The 16,322-nt window shown below is 69.0% G+C and carries 19 protein-coding genes; 3 read left to right on the top strand and 16 right to left on the bottom strand.

Annotated elements, in window-relative coordinates; genetic code table 11:
- Window positions 1–52: 52 nt before the first annotated feature.
- The 12 genes from A5695_RS00095 to A5695_RS00040 form a co-directional block, all read right to left on the bottom strand.
- Complete coding sequence (locus tag A5695_RS00095; protein WP_068076860.1) at window positions 53–868, bottom strand: type III pantothenate kinase; 816 nt, start codon at window positions 866–868, stop codon at window positions 53–55.
- 2 nt (window positions 869–870) lie between these two features.
- Window positions 871–1,290 carry an aspartate 1-decarboxylase gene (gene panD / locus A5695_RS00090; RefSeq protein ID WP_068076858.1) on the bottom strand — a complete coding sequence of 140 codons (420 nt, stop codon included), beginning with the start codon at window positions 1,288–1,290 and terminating at the stop codon, window positions 871–873.
- Window positions 1,290–2,228, bottom strand: a complete 939-nt coding sequence (gene panC, locus A5695_RS00085) for a pantoate--beta-alanine ligase (RefSeq protein ID WP_068076855.1) — start codon at window positions 2,226–2,228, stop codon at window positions 1,290–1,292. Before panC ends, panD begins: the two co-directional genes overlap by 1 nt.
- Window positions 2,225–3,136, bottom strand: coding sequence for a Rossmann-like and DUF2520 domain-containing protein (locus A5695_RS00080; protein WP_068076853.1), 912 nt, complete (start codon window positions 3,134–3,136; stop codon window positions 2,225–2,227). Before A5695_RS00080 ends, panC begins: the two co-directional genes overlap by 4 nt.
- A 139-nt stretch (window positions 3,137–3,275) precedes the next feature.
- The gene (locus A5695_RS00075; protein ID WP_068076851.1) at window positions 3,276–4,616 is read right to left on the bottom strand and encodes a DUF6779 domain-containing protein; all 1,341 of its coding nucleotides are present in this window, start codon (window positions 4,614–4,616) and stop codon (window positions 3,276–3,278) included.
- A gap of 86 nt (window positions 4,617–4,702) precedes the next feature.
- The gene (locus A5695_RS00070; RefSeq protein WP_068076850.1) at window positions 4,703–5,179 is read right to left on the bottom strand and encodes a DUF3180 domain-containing protein; all 477 of its coding nucleotides are present in this window, start codon (window positions 5,177–5,179) and stop codon (window positions 4,703–4,705) included.
- Window positions 5,179–5,727 carry a 2-amino-4-hydroxy-6-hydroxymethyldihydropteridine diphosphokinase gene (gene folK, locus A5695_RS00065; protein ID WP_068076848.1) on the bottom strand — a complete coding sequence of 183 codons (549 nt, stop codon included), beginning with the start codon at window positions 5,725–5,727 and terminating at the stop codon, window positions 5,179–5,181. Before folK ends, A5695_RS00070 begins: the two co-directional genes overlap by 1 nt.
- A 108-nt stretch (window positions 5,728–5,835) precedes the next feature.
- Window positions 5,836–6,237: a dihydroneopterin aldolase gene (gene folB / locus A5695_RS00060; RefSeq protein ID WP_068076845.1), complete on the bottom strand. Its 402-nt coding sequence runs from the start codon at window positions 6,235–6,237 to the stop codon at window positions 5,836–5,838.
- Window positions 6,230–7,063 (bottom strand): dihydropteroate synthase, encoded by an 834-nt coding sequence (gene folP / locus A5695_RS00055; RefSeq protein WP_068076894.1) that lies wholly within the window; start codon window positions 7,061–7,063, stop codon window positions 6,230–6,232. Before folP ends, folB begins: the two co-directional genes overlap by 8 nt.
- 19 nt (window positions 7,064–7,082) lie before the next feature.
- A complete protein-coding gene (gene folE, locus A5695_RS00050) occupies window positions 7,083–7,697 on the bottom strand; it encodes a GTP cyclohydrolase I FolE (protein WP_068076844.1) in 615 nt (204 codons plus the stop codon).
- A 15-nt stretch (window positions 7,698–7,712) separates the two neighbouring features.
- Window positions 7,713–10,112: an ATP-dependent zinc metalloprotease FtsH gene (ftsH, locus tag A5695_RS00045; protein WP_068076841.1), complete on the bottom strand. Its 2,400-nt coding sequence runs from the start codon at window positions 10,110–10,112 to the stop codon at window positions 7,713–7,715.
- A gap of 220 nt (window positions 10,113–10,332) precedes the next feature.
- Window positions 10,333–10,749 carry a VOC family protein gene (locus A5695_RS00040; protein WP_068076839.1) on the bottom strand — a complete coding sequence of 139 codons (417 nt, stop codon included), beginning with the start codon at window positions 10,747–10,749 and terminating at the stop codon, window positions 10,333–10,335.
- 130 nt (window positions 10,750–10,879) lie between these two features.
- Here A5695_RS00040 and A5695_RS00035 point away from each other — a divergent pair, with 130 nt between their 5' ends.
- From A5695_RS00035 to A5695_RS00025, 3 genes are read left to right on the top strand one after another with little or no spacing between them, the layout of a single operon-like run.
- Window positions 10,880–11,851 (top strand): alpha/beta fold hydrolase, encoded by a 972-nt coding sequence (locus A5695_RS00035; protein ID WP_369830139.1) that lies wholly within the window; start codon window positions 10,880–10,882, stop codon window positions 11,849–11,851.
- Window positions 11,848–13,035, top strand: coding sequence for an LLM class flavin-dependent oxidoreductase (locus tag A5695_RS00030; protein ID WP_068076837.1), 1,188 nt, complete (start codon window positions 11,848–11,850; stop codon window positions 13,033–13,035). The genes A5695_RS00035 and A5695_RS00030 overlap by 4 nt, the downstream gene beginning before the upstream one ends.
- Window positions 13,035–14,048: a zinc-binding dehydrogenase gene (locus A5695_RS00025; RefSeq protein ID WP_068076835.1), complete on the top strand. Its 1,014-nt coding sequence runs from the start codon at window positions 13,035–13,037 to the stop codon at window positions 14,046–14,048. The genes A5695_RS00030 and A5695_RS00025 overlap by 1 nt, the downstream gene beginning before the upstream one ends.
- A 3-nt stretch (window positions 14,049–14,051) precedes the next feature.
- On the opposite strand, the gene A5695_RS00020 is transcribed toward A5695_RS00025, so the two are convergent.
- The 4 genes from A5695_RS00020 to A5695_RS00005 all read right to left on the bottom strand — a co-directional run bounded on the left by A5695_RS00020 (window position 14,052) and on the right by A5695_RS00005 (window position 16,220).
- Complete coding sequence (locus A5695_RS00020; RefSeq protein WP_068076833.1) at window positions 14,052–14,336, bottom strand: WXG100 family type VII secretion target; 285 nt, start codon at window positions 14,334–14,336, stop codon at window positions 14,052–14,054.
- Between the two features lie 29 nt (window positions 14,337–14,365).
- Window positions 14,366–14,662, bottom strand: a complete 297-nt coding sequence (locus A5695_RS00015) for a WXG100 family type VII secretion target (protein ID WP_068076831.1) — start codon at window positions 14,660–14,662, stop codon at window positions 14,366–14,368.
- Window positions 14,663–14,739: 77 nt separating this feature from the next.
- Complete coding sequence (locus tag A5695_RS00010; protein ID WP_068076829.1) at window positions 14,740–15,846, bottom strand: PPE family protein; 1,107 nt, start codon at window positions 15,844–15,846, stop codon at window positions 14,740–14,742.
- 29 nt (window positions 15,847–15,875) lie between these two features.
- Window positions 15,876–16,220, bottom strand: coding sequence for a hypothetical protein (locus A5695_RS00005; RefSeq protein WP_068076827.1), 345 nt, complete (start codon window positions 16,218–16,220; stop codon window positions 15,876–15,878).
- Window positions 16,221–16,322: the final 102 nt, after the last annotated feature.

The raw sequence follows: 16,322 nt of genomic DNA, 5'->3' as shown, positions 1-16,322 counted from the left end.
TCGTTGTGCCGGTCGCAGTTACGACCACTGGGGCCATCTCGGCGGCGAAAATTCAGCGCGCGGTCTTCAACCGGCCGCGCTGAACGTCCCGGTTGCGTTCGAAGACCAGCCCCAGGCCGTGCAGGGTCAGATGCTGGTCGTAATGGCTACGGGTGTGCAACTCCGGCAGCAGCAGCGGCGCCGTATGCCCCGTCGCCACCACCGCCACGTCGTCGCCGGCGAACCCCTCCACGTCCTCGCGGATCCGACCGACCAGGCCGTCGACCAACCCCGCGAAGCCGAATACCGCTCCGGCCTGCATGCATTCGACGGTGTTCTTGCCCACCACCGAACGGGGGCGGGACAGTTCCACCCGGCGTAGAGCGGCGGAGCGGGCCGCCGCAGCATCCGAGGAGACCTGCACGCCGGGCGCGATCGCCCCACCGAGGAATTCACCCTTGGCCGACACGACGTCCACACAGATCGAGGAACCGAAGTCGATGACGATCGCGGCGCTTTGGAAGCGGTGAAAGGCGGCCAGGCAGTTGACGATTCGGTCGGCGCCCACTTCTTTCGGGTTGTCGACCAGCAACGGGATGCCGGTGCGCACGCCGGGCTCGATCAGCACGTGCGGCACCGACGGCCAATACTGGTCCAGCATGATCCGCACCTCGTGCAGCACCGACGGGACGGTGGAAAGCGCGGCCGCACCGGTGAGCCGCTCGGAGTCGTCGCCGATCAGGCCGTCGATGGTCAGGGCCAGCTCGTCCGCGGTGACCTCGGACTCGGTTCGAATCCGCCACTGCTGCGCTACCTTTGCGTGCTCTTTGGACCCCGAGATCAGCCCCACGACGGTGTGGGTGTTACGGACGTCGATCGCCAGCAGCACGGCTACCGCACAGTGATTCGGGGATCGAGGAGCTCGGCGGCGTCCGCGGGAACGAAGGCCGGATCGTGGCCCAGGTCTATCGGCTGGTTTTCGGCGTCGACGAACACGATCCGCGGCCGGTAGGACCGCGCCTCCGCGTCCTCCATCGTCCCGTACGCGATCAGGATCACCAGATCACCGGGGTGCACGAGATGGGCGGCGGCACCGTTGATGCCGATCACTCCGCTGCCGCGCTCGCCGGTGATCGCGTAGGTGACCAGTCGGGCACCGTTGTCGATGTCCACGATGGTGACCTGCTCGCCCTCCAGCAGGTCAGCGGCGTCCATCAGATCGGCGTCGATGGTCACCGAGCCGACGTAGTGCAAATCGGCCTGCGTCACGGTGGCGCGGTGGATCTTCGACTTGAGCATGGTCCGTAACATCAATTCCTCCAAGATGATTCACGGGGGTCCCGATATCCGTCCGGCCCCACGGGTGCCGGCGAAGCTTCGATCTCGATCGCGATGTTGTCCAGCAGCCGGGTGCTGCCCAGCCGGACGGCCACCAGCAACCGCCCGGATCGGCCGGCCCGCAACGGGCCCAGCTCCGGATCACGCAACTCGAGGTAGTCGACCGTGAGCTCAGGCACCGCATCGAGCACCGCACGCGCCGCAGCCAGCGCGGCCCGCGGCCCGGCATCCGCGGCGTGCGCCCCCGCCGTCAACGCCGCCGACACCGCCACGGCCGCCTCGCGTTGGGCCGCATCGAGGTAGCGGTTGCGCGACGACATGGCCAGCCCGTCGGACTCGCGGACGGTGGGCACTGCCACCACGGCGACGTCGATGTTCAGGTCGGAGACCATCTGCCGGATGAGCACCAGCTGCTGATAATCCTTCTCGCCGAAGAACACTCGGTCCGGGCGCACGATCTGCAGCAGCTTGCACACCACGGTCAGCACGCCGGCGAAGTGGGTCGGTCGCTGGCCGCCTTCGAGGTCGGCGGCCAGGGGCCCGGGCTGCACCGTGGTGCGCAGGCCGTCGGGGTACATCTCCGCGGCCGTTGGCGCGAAGACGATTTCCACACCTTCGCCGCGCAGCAGCGCCACGTCGTGGTCGAGGGTTCGGGGGTAGGCGTCCAGGTCTTCCCCGGCACCGAACTGCAGCGGATTGACGAAGATCGACACCGCGACCACCGAGCCGGGCACCCGCTTGGCGGCGCGCACCAGGGCGAGGTGGCCGTCGTGCAGCGCGCCCATGGTGGGCACCAGCATCACGCGGCGGCCGGTGTGGCGCAGCGCGCGGGTGACGTCCGCGACGTCGCGCCGTCGCGAGTAGACGTTGAGTTCGCCGGCCTTGAAGGCGGGCGGTTTGCCCGGTCTCATCCCGCCAGCACCTCGAGGACGTCGGCGGGGGCGTGAGCGCGGCGGGCGGTCCGCAGGCCGTTCACCCGGTACGCCTGGGCCAGCTCCGGGTCGACCTCGTTCAGCGCCGTCAGATGACCGGCAACCGCGGCCGCGTCACCGCGGGCGACCGGCCCGGTCAGCGCGGCCTGCCCGCGCTGCAGGGTGTTCTCCAGCGCCGCCCGCGCCAGTGGCCCGACGATGCGTTCGGCGATGCCGCCCGGCTGGTCGTCGACGGACTGTTGCCCCAGCAGTTCGCTGCCGCGCAGCGCGGCCCGCAGCGCCTCGAGCGCGTCGGCGAGGACCGTCACCAGGTGGTTGCTCGCGTGCGCCAGTGCGGCGTGGTAGAGCACGCGGGCTTCCTCACGCACGGAGAACGGCTCGCCGCCCATCTCGAGGACGAGCGACTGCCCGATCGCATACCCCACCTCGTCGGCGGCGGTGATGCCGAAGCAGGTGTCCGGCAGCCGGTTGATGTCCTCATCGGAGCCGGTGAATGTCATCGCCGGGTGGATCGCCAGCGGGATGCAGCCGTCCCGGGTCAGCGGCGCGAGAATGCCGACCCCGTTGGCGCCGGAGGTGTGGACCACGATCGTGCCCGGCCGCACCGACGAGGTCGTCGCCAAGCCGGACACCAGGCCGGCCAGCTCGCTGTCGGGAACGGCCAGCAACAGCAGCTCTGCACCGGCGGCCACCTCCGGCGGCGCCACCACCGGGGTGTCGGGCAGCCGACGCTGCGCCCGCTGGCGCGACGCGTGGGAGATGGCGCTGCACGCGACCACGACGTGGTCGGCGCGCTCCAGCGCCACACCGAGCGCGGTACCCACCCGGCCGGCCGAGATGACTCCCACTTTGAGCCTGGCCGGGCGCAAACCGTCGAACTGCACCATCGCAGACGACCTCACAGATTTCTTCGTTCGTTCCGGTCCCACCTGGTGGGTACCGTTCGGTCACCAAAACTGTAGTCGATCAGCGGGCCCCGACCAATGCAAGCCCGATGTGAGGAAGCTCCCAGCTCAGCCGTCGCGACTATTCACGTCTGCGGCGCCGGCCGCCCTCGGACGGCTGGACCTGCAGCCGCGCCAGCAGCTCGGCAACCGACTGACCACCGGTCGGGGGGCCTTCGCTTGGGCCGTCCGAGGCCGCCGCCAGCGGGTCCGCACCACCGTGCCGGGGCGCGTGCTCCGGCGGTGGCGGCGGGGCCAGCCGCGGCGGTGGCGGCTCCGCGTCGGTATGGGATGACGGCGACTGCGGTGGCGATGGAGGAGGTGGCGTAGCCGCCGCGGGAATGGGGCCGGGCGCAAACGTCGGCTCGCTCGGGGGCCCCGGCGCGAAGGTGCGGGCCCCGTAGTCGCGATACTCGGCCGAGTGGCGCGACGCCGCTCGGCGACCCGGCTCGTCGCGAGGGGCGGCCCAGGCTTCGTCCGGTTCGGAGTGGCGGGCGCGTCGCCGCCGGCCCGACGTCTCATCGCCCGGCGTTGCGGACTGTTCGGCACCGGCCCAGTTGCTGCCCGGCGTGCCGGGCGGCAACCACAGCCCGGACGCACCCGCCGGCTGCCAGCCCTGCACCTGGGGCTCCGGCTGCTGACGAGGTTCGTAGCGCGGCTCGGGCTCGGGCGGCGCGGCGCCGTACGACGGCTGCGGTGGGGCCGTGGGCGGCGGCTCCTGCGGCGGTTCGTACTGGTAGGGCACCCGATCGCCTCGGGGCTGCGGCTGGCTCTGGGGCCGGGGCGGCAGCAACGGCTCCTCGGGCACGTCGATGATCGCCGTCTCGTCGGCGCGGGGCGGCGGGTTGTCCTGGGCGACGGAGGTGACCCGATCGCTGGCGACCCAGTCGTAGGGGGCGTCACGCGGGGTTTCGCCGTTGCGGTCCCACTCGCTGTACGCGCGCTCGGGTGCCGCCTCGGTCTCGGGCGTCTCCAGGGCCGGCCGCTGGGCGAGGTCGGTGTCGAACAGGATCTCCAGGCTGGTGCGCAGCGCGCTCAGCTCCGCGCGCAGCTCGGCCAGGTCGTCGGCGGCTTGCGCGCGCAGCTCGGACGCCAGCTCGCGGCGCAGTTGGGACTCGACGGTCAGCTCGTACTCACGCCGAGCCGATATTTCCCGATCCAGCTGCAAGTCGTACACCAGCTTCAGGTCGCGGACGCGCGATTGGTCCGCGTCGCTCTGACGGCGGTACAGCACCGACACGAAGGCGCCAGCGACTGCGGCCCACAGGGCCAGGATTACAGCGAGCTTGAGGAGTTCCACCCGATTGGTGAAAACCAATGCGGAACTGGCCCCCATCGCAAGGACCAGCAACGCGGTCAAGAGCACCCACCCCGGCCTGCGGCCGCCGCGCCGAACCCGGGCGCCGCGGGACAGAACGGTCATGGCCTGACTGTACCTGCGCGAGGTCAATCCGCGTGTCGCCCTACTCCGGCGATTCTCACGCTGTTGTTGGCCGGGTCACAGGCGGGCTAGTTTTCCGCTCCTTCACCGTGCTCGGTCTGGTCCGGCGGCGACTTGCAGCAATGCTGCAGCCACAGCGCGGCGAGGAGCAGCGCCAGCGCACTGACGGCCGCGACCACGGTGCCGGTCGTGTCCTCGGCGGCCGCCCGCAGCCAGGATCGTCGCGGCAGAAAGTACACCAGGATGCCGACCCACCAGCCCAGCATCAGCGCACCCACCCAGGCCGACGCCTTGGCCACCACCAGGCTGCGGGCCACCGCCAGCGGGTGCAGCCAGCCGGGGCCGGCGCCGATTTCGCCGTCGTTGATCTTCGCCCGAACGTAGCGCGCCCACAGGGCTTCACCGACAGCGAAGGCCAGCAGCGACAGACCGGTCCACACCGTAATCGGCGGAAACCACCGGTAGAGACCCTTGACCAGCAAATAGCCCACCACCGCGGCGGCGACCACCGCGGCCGTCAGGTCACGTTTTCTGGTCGGCCCCATCAGCTTTGAAGTTTCCGGTCGGTCGGGGCCGTGCCCGCCCGGTGCAGCTTCAGGTCGGTGAGCCGGACGCTTTCCCGGTCGGCGGGCTCCAGCTGGGCGAGCAGGCCCGAGACCGGCTGAGGGCTCCCGGCGACGGTCAGTTGGGCATCGGGATCGATGGCCAGCCAGGGGACCATCACGAACGCCCGCAGGTGGGCCAGGGGGTGCGGCAACGTCAGGTTGTTCTCACGGGAGATCACCTCGGCCTCGCCGTAGCAGGCGATCAGGTCCACGTCGAGGGTGCGCGGACCCCAGCGCTCGCCGCGCACGCGGCCCGCGGCCCGCTCGAAGTCCTGGGCCCGGCGCAACCAGCCCTGCCCGTCGCACACCGGGTCGTTGGCGATCAGCACCGCGTTGAGAAACGGCGCCTGGTCGACGCGGCCCCACGGATCGGTCTCGTAGACCGGGGAGACCGCCAGCACCGTTTCGCCCAGCCCGTCGACGACGGACTGCAGGCGGGCCAGGCGGTCACCCAGGTTGGAGCCGATGGAGAGGACCACCCAAGTCATAGGCGCCGCTCCTCCACCCCGGCTTCGCCGGCGTCATCGTCGTGGTCGCGGGTCATAGGCGCCGCTCCTCCACCCCGGCTTCGCCGGCGTCATCGTCGTCGTCGCGGGTCATAGGCGCCGCTCCGCCGGGATCACCGAGCCCCGGCCGCCGCGTCGCGACCGTCGCACCACCACTGCGACGTCGGCGAACTGCTGCGGGATCGGAGCCCGCGGCTTGTGCACGACCACCTCGACGGCGTGCACGCGCTCGTCTTGCATCACCCGGTCGGCGATCTCACCCCCGACCGCTTCGATCAGGTTGCGCGGCGGCCCGGCGACGATATCGGCGGCCAGCTGGGCCAGGCGTCCGTAGTCGTAGGTGTCGGCCAGCTCGTCGCTGGCGGCGGCCTCGGCGAGGTCGATCCACACGGTCATATCGACGACGAAGTCCTGGCCGTCGGCGCGCTCGTGATCGAAAACTCCGTGTCGCCCACGAATCGTCAACCCCCGCAATTCGATTCGATCAGCCATCGTCTCCAGCCAGCTCGGTTTGCTGCGTTTCGGTCTTCGTCCAGGCCCCCACCACCTTGACGGCATCGGCCGTGGCCCGCACGTCGTGCACGCGAACGCCCCACGCCCCGTACAGCGCCGCCAACGCCGAGATCACCGCGGTCGCCGTCTCGCGGCCGGCGGGCGGCCGCGGCGAGCCATCGGGTCCGGCTAACAACGTACCGAGGAACCGTTTGCGCGACGCGCCCAGGAGGACGGGGATCCCGGTGGCCACCAACTGCGGCAGCGCGCGCAGCAACGCCCAATTGTGTTGAGCCGTCTTGGCGAAGCCGAGCCCCGGGTCGATCACCAGCTTGGCGGGGTCGACGCCCGCGGCGACCGCCGCGTCGACGCTGGCGAGCAGCTCGGCGCGCACTTCGGCCACCACGTCGCCGTATCGGGGCGCCGCGTGCGGCCGCTCAGCGGACACCGAACGCCAATGCATCAGCACCCACGGCACGCCCGCGTCGGCCAGCAGCGGCGCCATCGCGGGATCGGCCCGTCCGCCCGACACGTCGTTGACGATCCGCGCACCGTTCTGCAGCGCCGCGCGCGCGACGTCAGCGTGCATCGTGTCGATGCTTACCGTAATCCCCTCTGCCACAAGTTCTTTGACGACGGGGATCACGCGGGAGGTTTCGATCTGGGAATCGATGCGGGTGGCGCCGGGCCGAGTCGACTCGCCGCCGACGTCGACGATGTCCGCACCCTCGGCGGCCAGCGTCACCCCGTGCGCCACAGCGTTGCCGGTGTGCAGGTAGCGGCCGCCATCGGAGAACGAGTCGTCGGTGACGTTCACGACTCCCATCACCCGCACAGGCGCCGGCTCACTTACGCAAGATGAGGTCGAGCGCTTCGGCTCGAGAAGCAGCGTTGGATTTGAACTGCCCGCGCACCGCCGAGGTGGTGGTGACGGCGCCCGGCTTGCGGACGCCGCGCATGGCCATGCACAGGTGCTCCGCCTCGATCACGACGATCACCCCCCGCGGGTTGAGCTTGTTCATCAGGGCGTCGGCGATCTGGCTGGTCAGCCTCTCCTGCACCTGCGGGCGCTTGGCGTAGAGGTCGACCAACCGGGCGATCTTGGACAGCCCGGTGACGCGTCCGTCAGCGCCGGGGATGTACCCGACATGGGCGACACCATGGAACGACACCAGATGGTGTTCGCAGGTGGAGTACAGCGGAATCTCCTTGACCAGCACCAGTTCGTCGTGCTCCTCGTCGAACATGGTGTTCAGCACGCTGTCGGGGTCGGTGTAGAGGCCGGCAAACATTTCTTGGTAGGCGCGGGCGACGCGAGCCGGCGTCTCTCGCAGGCCGTGCCGGTCCGGGTCCTCGCCGATGGCGTACAGCAACTCCCGGACCGCGGCCTCGGCGCGCTCCTGGTCGAACACCCGGGTCGAGGGGGTGGCGGTGTCCGGGCCGAAACCGGTTACTGCCATCGAATCCTCCGTTCGTCAGCCGTGAGCCGGCGGATTGGACCGGCTTACGTCGTCGTCCTGCTGGTCGGGAGACCGTGCACCGTCCGGGTCGGGCAGACTCGGCGGCGGGTAGGGCGGATACGGTGGGTAAGGGGGCTGCGCCTGACCCTGCTGACCGGGGTGGGCCTGCTGGCCCGGGTGGCCCTGCTGCCCCGGATAGCCCGGGTAGTGCCCCGCCGGCTGCGGCCAGTACGGCTGCTGTGGCGCCTGCGGCGGCGGATACCAGTAATTCGGCTGCTGGTCCTGGGGCGGCCACCCCGGCGCGTGCCAGCCGGCCGGCGCGCCGTAGTCCGGCTGGGTGGGGGCGTGCGCCGCGCCCGGCCGGTGGCCGGATCCCTGAGAACCATTGCCGCCGTTGTTGTTTCGGTCGGCTTCCGCTCCCGCGGCCGCAGCCGCCTGACTGGCCCGTGCGATGGCCGCCTTGAACGCCGGCTCGGGGACCGGCGGCGGCCACGGCTCGCCGCGCTCCATCGCCAGCTCGCCGGGCGTCTTGATCGGCGGCTTGTCCGACGGGATGCGGCCCCCGAAGTCGTCGAACATGGTGAGCCGAGGCCGCTTTTCGACGTCGGCGAAGATGCCCTCGAGCTCGGCGCGGTGCAGCGTTTCCTTCTCCAGGAGCTGCCCGGCCAGGGTGTCGAGCACGTCACGGTATTCGGTGAGGATCTCCCACGCCTCGGTGTGAGCCGCCTCGATCAGCTTGCGGATCTCGTCGTCGATGTCGCGGGCGACCTCGTGCGAGTAGTCGGCCTGCGTCCCCATTGTGCGGCCCAGGAAGGGGTCGCCGTGTTCGGTGCCGTACTTGACCGCGCCCAACTTGGAACTCATGCCGAATTCGGTGACCATCGCGCGGGCCACCTTGGTGGCCTGCTCGATGTCGGACACCGCGCCCGTCGTCGGCTCCCGGAACACCAGTTCCTCCGCGGCGCGTCCGCCCATCGCGAACACCAGTTGCGCGATCATCTCCGAGCGGGTCCGCAGACCCTTGTCCTCCTCGGGCACCGCGACCGCGTGGCCGCCGGTACGCCCGCGCGCGAGGATGGTCACTTTGTAGATCGGCTCGATGTCCGGCATCGCCCAAGCCGCCAGGGTGTGCCCGCCCTCGTGGTAGGCGGTGATCTTCTTTTCCTGCTCGCTGATGATCCGGCCCTTGCGCCGGGGGCCGCCGATCACCCGGTCCACCGCCTCTTCGAGCGCGGCGCCGGTGATGACGGTGCCGTTCTCCCGGGCGGTCAGCAGCGCCGCCTCGTTGATGACGTTGGCCAGGTCGGCGCCGGTCATGCCGACCGTGCGCTTGGCCAGCCCGGCGAGGTCGGCGTCCGGGCCGATCGGCTTGCCCTTCGAGTGCACTTCCAGCACCGCGCGGCGGCCCGCCAGGTCGGGGTTGGACACCGGGATCTGCCGGTCGAAGCGGCCCGGCCGCAGCAACGCGGGGTCCAGAATGTCGGGCCGGTTGGTGGCGGCGATCAGGATGACACCGGCGCGTGGGTCGAAGCCGTCCATCTCCACCAGCAGCTGGTTCAGCGTTTGCTCGCGCTCGTCGTGGCCGCCGCCGAGGCCGGCGCCGCGCTGGCGGCCCACCGCGTCGATCTCGTCGACGAAGATGATGCACGGGTTGTTCTGTTTGGCCTGCTCGAACAGGTCGCGCACCCGCGATGCGCCCACCCCGACGAACATCTCGACGAAGTCGGAGCCGGAGATGGTGAAGAACGGCACCCCGGCCTCACCGGCGACCGCGCGCGCCAGCAGCGTCTTGCCCGTCCCGGGCGGGCCGTAGAGCAGCACGCCCTTGGGGATCTTGGCGCCCAGCGCCTGATAGCGACCGGGATTCTGCAGGAAGTCCTTGATCTCGTAGAGCTCTTCGACCGCCTCGTCGACGCCCGCTACGTCGGCGAACGTGGTCTTGGGCATGTCCTTGTTGAGCATCTTGGCGCGCGACTTGCCGAAGCCGAAGCCCATCCGCGCCCCGCCCTGCATGCGGGAGAACATGACGAATAGGCCCACCAGCAACAGCAGCGGCAACACGTAGACGAGCAGCTCGCCCAGGATGCTGCCCTGGTTGACGACCGTGCTGACCTTCGCGTTCTTGGCGCTCAGCGCGTTGAACAGGTCGACCGCGTACCCGCTCGGGTATTTGGTGATGACCTTGTCGGATTTGTCGGTGTCGTTGTTGCCCTTCTTCAGGGTCAACCGCAGCTGCTGCTCGCGATCGTCGATCTGAGCGCTCTTGACGTTGTCGCCGTTGATCTGCGCCACCGCCACCGACGTGTCGACGGGTTTATAGCCGCGGGTGTCGTCGCTGAAATAGAAGAACGACCAACCGAGCAGCACCACGACGGCGATCGCCGTGATGGTGCGGATAACGTTTTTCCGGTTCATCAATCATCGGCCTTGGTGGCCAGGTCCTTCCCCGATATTCACGCAGCTAGAAATGTCCAGGTTACCGCTCGTGGCGATCGCCACGATCTGCCACCGCCCTGTCGATATAACGACTAGGGGTTCCCTCCGGGCACGCCGAGCGTCACGCCAGCGCGACGGTGGCCTGCAGCAGTCACGCCAGCGTGACGTTCGGTGGCCAGCGCATCCGTCGCGAGCTGGATCACTCGTAATAGCGGGCCTCGATCACGTTGCCGTCCGGATCGGTGAAGTAGTACGCCTGCGGCGCCCACCCACGGGCCCCGAAAGTGGGGCTCAGCCGAGCGCTCGTGTCCAGGCCCTCGCCTTGCAGGCGTTGGTCGAGCGCGTCGTATTCGGACTTCGACAGCGCCAGGCAGACGTGGTTCACCGGGTGGCCGGCGCTGCCGTCCGCCCGAGTCAGCGCCTCGGTGCCGGCGACGTTGGCAACCGGCAACAAGTCGATGATGGAGTCTTCGCACACCCGCACGCTCGGGAACGGCGCGTCGCCGGCCTCGAACTCGGCGAACCGGACCGGCTCCAACCCGACCACCCGGATATAGAAATCCATCGAGGCACGCGGATCTTTCGTCCAGAGGACGACATGGTCGAGCCGTCTCATGGGTCCACCTGCTTTCCAAGAAATGCCCGGGCCTTCACGGCGATATCTACCAGGCGACCAAAGCCGTCGGAATGCTATTCGCAATCAACGTGAATACTTCTCAGCCCCGGAGGGGGTGTGCTTTGGTGGCATGGTGCTCAACTCAACCGAACGGTTAGTAGAAACCAACGGTGTGCGGCTGCGGGTCGTCGAGGCGGGCGACCGCGGCGCACCCGTGGTGATTTTGGCCCACGGCTTTCCCGAGTTGGCCTATTCGTGGCGCCACCAGATCCCGGTGCTCGCCGAGGCGGGCTACCACGTGCTGGCACCGGATCAGCGTGGTTACGGCGGCTCCTCCCGTCCCGAACCGATCGAGGCTTACGACATCCACCACCTGACGGCCGACCTGGTCGGCCTGCTCGACGACGTCGGCGCCGAGCGTGCGGTCTGGGTCGGACACGATTGGGGCGCAGCCGTCGTGTGGAATGCGCCGCTGCTGCATCCGGATCGGGTTGCGGCCGTCGCTGCGCTCAGCGTCCCGGCCGTGCCACGCTCACACGTGGCGCCGACGAGGGCGTGGCGCAAGATGCTCGGCGACAAGTTCTTTTACATCCTGTACTTCCAGGAACCGGGCGTCGCCGACGCGGAACTCAACAGTGACCCCGCGCGCACGATACGCAGGATGCTCGGCGGCCTGCGCACGTCGGGTGACCCGCTCTCCGCGGCGCGCATGGTGGCGCCCGGGGACGAAGGCTTTATCGATCGCCTTCCCGAGCCAGAGCGGCTGCCCGACTGGCTCAGCCAGGACGAGCTCGACCACTACATCAGCGAGTTCTCCCGCACCGGGTTCACCGGCGGCCTGAACTGGTACCGCAACTTCGACCATAACTGGGAGACCACGCCAGAGCTGGCTGACGCCAAAATTACTGTGCCGGCACTCTTTATCGGCGGAACCGCCGATCCGGTGCTGACGTTCACCCGCGCCGACCGCGCAGCGGAGTTGATCACCGGCCCCTACCAACAGGTGATGATCGGCGACGCAGGGCACTGGCTGCAGCAGGAACGGCCGGACGAGGTGAACTCGGCTTTATTGGACTTCCTCAACGGATTGGAGCTGCGATGAATGCCCCTTTGCGGTTCGGTGTCTTCATCACGCCTTTTCACCCGATCGGCCAATCACCAACGCTGGCTTTGGAATACGACATGGAGCGCGTCGTCGCCTTGGACCGGCTCGGCTTTGACGAGGCGTGGTTCGGCGAACACCACTCCGGTGGCTACGAGCTGATCGCCTGCCCGGAGGTGTTCATCGCGGCTGCCGCGGAGCGAACGAAGCACATCCGGTTGGGCACGGGAGTGGTCTCGCTGCCATACCACCATCCGCTTATGGTGGCCGATCGGTGGGTGCTGCTCGACCACCTCACCCGCGGCCGGGTGATGTTCGGCGCCGGCCCCGGCGCCCTGCCGTCGGACGCCTACATGATGGGCATCGATCCGGTTGATCAACGGCACATGATGCAGGAGTCGCTCGAGGCGATACTCGCGTTGTTCCGGGCCGGCCCGTCGGAGCGGATCGACCGCCACACCGACTGGTTCACGTTGCGCGAGGCGCAACTGCACATCCGGCCCTACACCTGGCCCCACCCGGAGATCTCCACGGCGGCAATGATTTCGCCGTCTGGGCCGCGGCTGGCGGGCGCATTGGGCACGTCATTGCTGTCGTTGTCGATGTCGGTGCCGGGCGGCTTTGCCGCCCTGGAAACCACCTGGGACGTGGTACGCGAACAGGCCGCCAAAGTCGGCCGCGACGAGCCGGATCGGGCCGACTGGCGCGTACTGAGCATCATGCACATCGCGGACAGTCGCGAGAAGGCGATCGACGACTGCACTTACGGTTTGCAGGACTTCGCCAATTACTTCGGCGCGGCGGGGTTCGTACCGTTGGCCAACTCCGTCGAGGGTGCCCAGTCACCGCACGAGTTCGTCGAGGACTACGCAGCCACGGGCAACTGCTGCATCGGCACGCCCGACGATGCCATCGCCCACATAGAAGACCTACTCGAGCGCTCCGGCGGGTTCGGCACGTTGCTGATGCTCGGTCACGACTGGGCCTCCCCCGAGGCGACCTATCACTGCTATGACTTGATGGCGCGCAAGGTGATTCCCCATTTCAAGGGACAGCTCGAAGCGTCGCGCTCGTCGCACGACTGGGCCAAGGGCCATCGCGATCAGCTGATCGGCCGAGCCGGCGAGGCCGTGGTGAAAGCCATCTCCGAGCATGTCGACGAACAGAAGGGCGTGAAGAGCTGATGCGCGCTGCGGTATTGCGCAACGGCCGGATGGTCTACCGGGACGACGTGCCGGATCCCGTACCGATGGCAGGGCAGGTACTCGTCGGAGTGCGGGCATGCGGGATCTGCGGCTCGGACTTGCATTTCGCCGCCCACGGCGCGCAGGTGCTGGCGATGAGCGATCGGGTGGCCGGCGGCCGGGGCGGCATGCACGTCGACCTCGACCACGACGTTTTCATGGGCCACGAGTTCAGCGCCGAGGTGCTCGAGGCGGGCCCCGACACGGATACCCACCCGCCTGGAACGCTGGTCACCTCGCTCCCGGTGCTGTTGTCGGCCAAGGGTGCCGAGCCGATCGTCTACAGCAACAGCACAATCGGCGGTTACGCCGAACGCATGTTGCTGTCGGCGCCGCTGCTGCTACCGATCCCCAACGGCTTGGACTTCAAACATGCCGCGCTGACCGAACCCATGGCGGTGGGGTTGCACGCCGTCAACAAGTCCAACATCGCCCCCGGCGAGACGGCCCTGGTCATCGGTTGCGGCCCGATCGGCATCGCGATCATTGCGGCTCTGCGCGCACGCGGCGTGGAAAATGTTGTGGCATCTGATTTTTCGCCGAAGCGGCGGGAACTGGCCACCGCCATGGGCGCCCATCGGGCGCTGGACGCGGCGCAGGGTTCGCCATTCGACTCCGTCAAAGCCGCAGTGGTGTTCGAGGCGGTCGGCGTGCCCGGGATCATCGACGACGTGCTGCTCCGGGCCCGGCCCGGCACTCGCCTGGTGGTCGCGGGCGTTTGCATGCAGCCCGACACCGTGCATCCGTTCTTCGCGATCGCCAAAGAGATCAACGTGCAGTTCGTGCTCGCGTACACCCCTGAGGAGTTCACCGACTCGCTGCGTGCACTGGCCGAGGGCGATATCGATGTCAGCCCGCTGATCACCGGAGAGGTAGGCCTGGACGGGGTCGGCGCGGCCTTCGACGACCTCGCCGACCCCGAGCGACACTGCAAGGTTCTCGTCACCCCTTAGGCCCTAGGCCCAGCTGGACCCGACGGCGCTGTCGGTGCTGGCCATGTTGTTGCCGGCGCTTTGCACCTTCTGCCCGTGGGCGTTGGCCTGTTCGTAGATCACCTGGAAGTTGCGGCCCAGCCCGATGATGAACTCCTGGCACGCCGCGGACCCCGCGCCGCCCCAAAAGTCCCCGGCGGCAAGCACATCGCGCACGATGGCCTGGTGTTCGGCCTCCAACGACGCTGCCTGCGCGCGGATGGTGGCGCCGTGCGTGTCGACATCACCGAATTGATAGTTGATTGTCATCGTTGCTCGTCTCCTGTTTTGTTGGTGGGCTAGCTGCCCAGGATCTGCTGCGAAGCCTGCTCTTGCTGCTCGTAGTTGTTGGCGTCTCGAACCAGCCCGTCGCGCACGCCGTGCAGCATGTTGACGATGTTGCGGAACGCCTGATTCGTCTGGTCCATGGTGTCGTACGAGGCCGCCTGCGCCCGGCCGCTCCAGCCCGCGCCGGCGATGTTCATCGAGGACGCCCACATCTTGCGGGCCTCGTCCTCGACGGTCTGGGCGTGCACCTCGAAGCGGCCCGCCATCGCCCGCATTTCGTGCGGATCGGTCATGAATCGTGCTGTCATTGCATTTCTCCTTCGAAAGTGGTTGTTGCTTCTACAGTTTGGTTACCGGTACGCCGAGATTTCCTCTCCCCTTTCCGTCAGCCGACCACGCGCGGCAATACGCTCACGGGAGCCGGCATGGTGGCGCCGAATCCACGCATCTCCATGCCGCCGACTTGGGCGGCAGAGCTACTCGGGGGCCTCAGCATTCGAGCCGCCGCGCCGGCACCCGCCAGCGGAGCACCGGCCGGCGCGGCGGCTTCCGGGGTTGCCGGGGTCCAGCTCGACGGAACCGACAGAGCTCCGACTGGAGTCGCCTGGCCCATAGCGGCCGACGGCATCAGTCGCGCCGGCGCCAGCCTGGCGGGCGTGGACATCAGCGGCTGGGCGGGGACGAAACGCTGCATCCCCACCGGGGACAAGGCGCCGGACGCGGGCATGGCGTTCGTGAAGCCGGCGTTGGATGCAGTCATCCCGCCCACAGCCGATGCGGCGCCGCCGGCGCCCTGGCCGAAGGGCATACCGAGCAGGTCGGCGAAGCTGCTGACCGCCGACGGGAAGCCGCTCGCCAGCGACGACGCGGACGAATTGAGTGTCGAGGGTAGGCCCATCGCCGCCTGAACGGCGCCCTGCATGTTGGCCTCGCCCGCCGGCACGGCGCTGGCCGCGACGCCGCCGGGATTGGTGGTGGGCGGGGCGACCATCATCGGCGCCAGCATGGCCGCCGCCGCCGACGAACCGGCGTAGGCGTACATGGCCATGGCATCTTGGGCCCACATCTCGCCGTACTGCGCCTCGGTGGCCGCGATCGCCGCGGCGTTGATCCCCAGAAAGTTGGTCGCGACAAGCTGCATCAGCAACGAGCGGTTGGCGGCGATCATCGGCGGCGGCACGGTCGCCGCAAATGCCGCCTCGTGTGCGACGGCTGCCGCGGTCGCCTGCATCCCCGCCTGCTCGGCCTGTGCGGCCGTGGCGTGCATCCAGGCCACGTAGGGCGCCGCGGCGGTCGCCATCGCCGTCGACGAGGGACCCTGCCATCCGGTCTCGGTGAGTTCCAGGATCACGGTCCCGTAGCTCGTCGCTGCCGACCGCAGATCCGCGGCAAGTCCCTCCCAGGCCATCGCCGCCGCCAGCATCGAGGCTGGACCGGGTCCCGCGTACATCAGACCGGAGTTGATCTCCGGGGGCATCGCACCGAAATCCATCACTGCATTCCTCTCTTTATGTCGTTTCGCTATGCCAGCGCCGGCAACGGCTTCGCACCGGCGGAAGCTTTGAACGCGGCGTACTCGTGCACGACGTGCTCGGCGGGCGTGCCGGCCGGCAGGTGCATGGGCAGGACCTGCTCGGCGGGCACGGCGGCCGCGAGTCGGAGGGGGGCGGTCGGCGCCAACTCGGCAGGCGCGATGTGCCGCGGAGCGATGTCCGCGGCTCCGAGCGGCATCCGGTGCTGAGGCGCCGTCGGCGCCAGCTGCGAAGGCGAGACGTGCTGGCCGGCTCCCAAGTCCGCACGCGCGGCCTGCTCGGAGGGAGCCATGCGGGCCGGCGCGAGGTGCTCGACGTGCTGGGCCGGCGCCATACGGGCGGGGGGCGCGAGATGCTGGGCGGGAGCGGGCGATGACTCTTACGTGTGTTCGGTGATGTGGGGTTCGCCGACTGTTAATACGACGGCCGGAAGCTC

It is taken from the genome of Mycobacterium sp. E1747 (genome assembly GCF_001667775.1).
In the GTDB taxonomy this organism is placed as follows: Bacteria; Actinomycetota; Actinomycetes; order Mycobacteriales; family Mycobacteriaceae; genus Mycobacterium.
The sequence above is the reverse complement of the archived record's forward strand: the minus strand, read 5'-3'. Positions and strand labels throughout refer to the sequence as shown.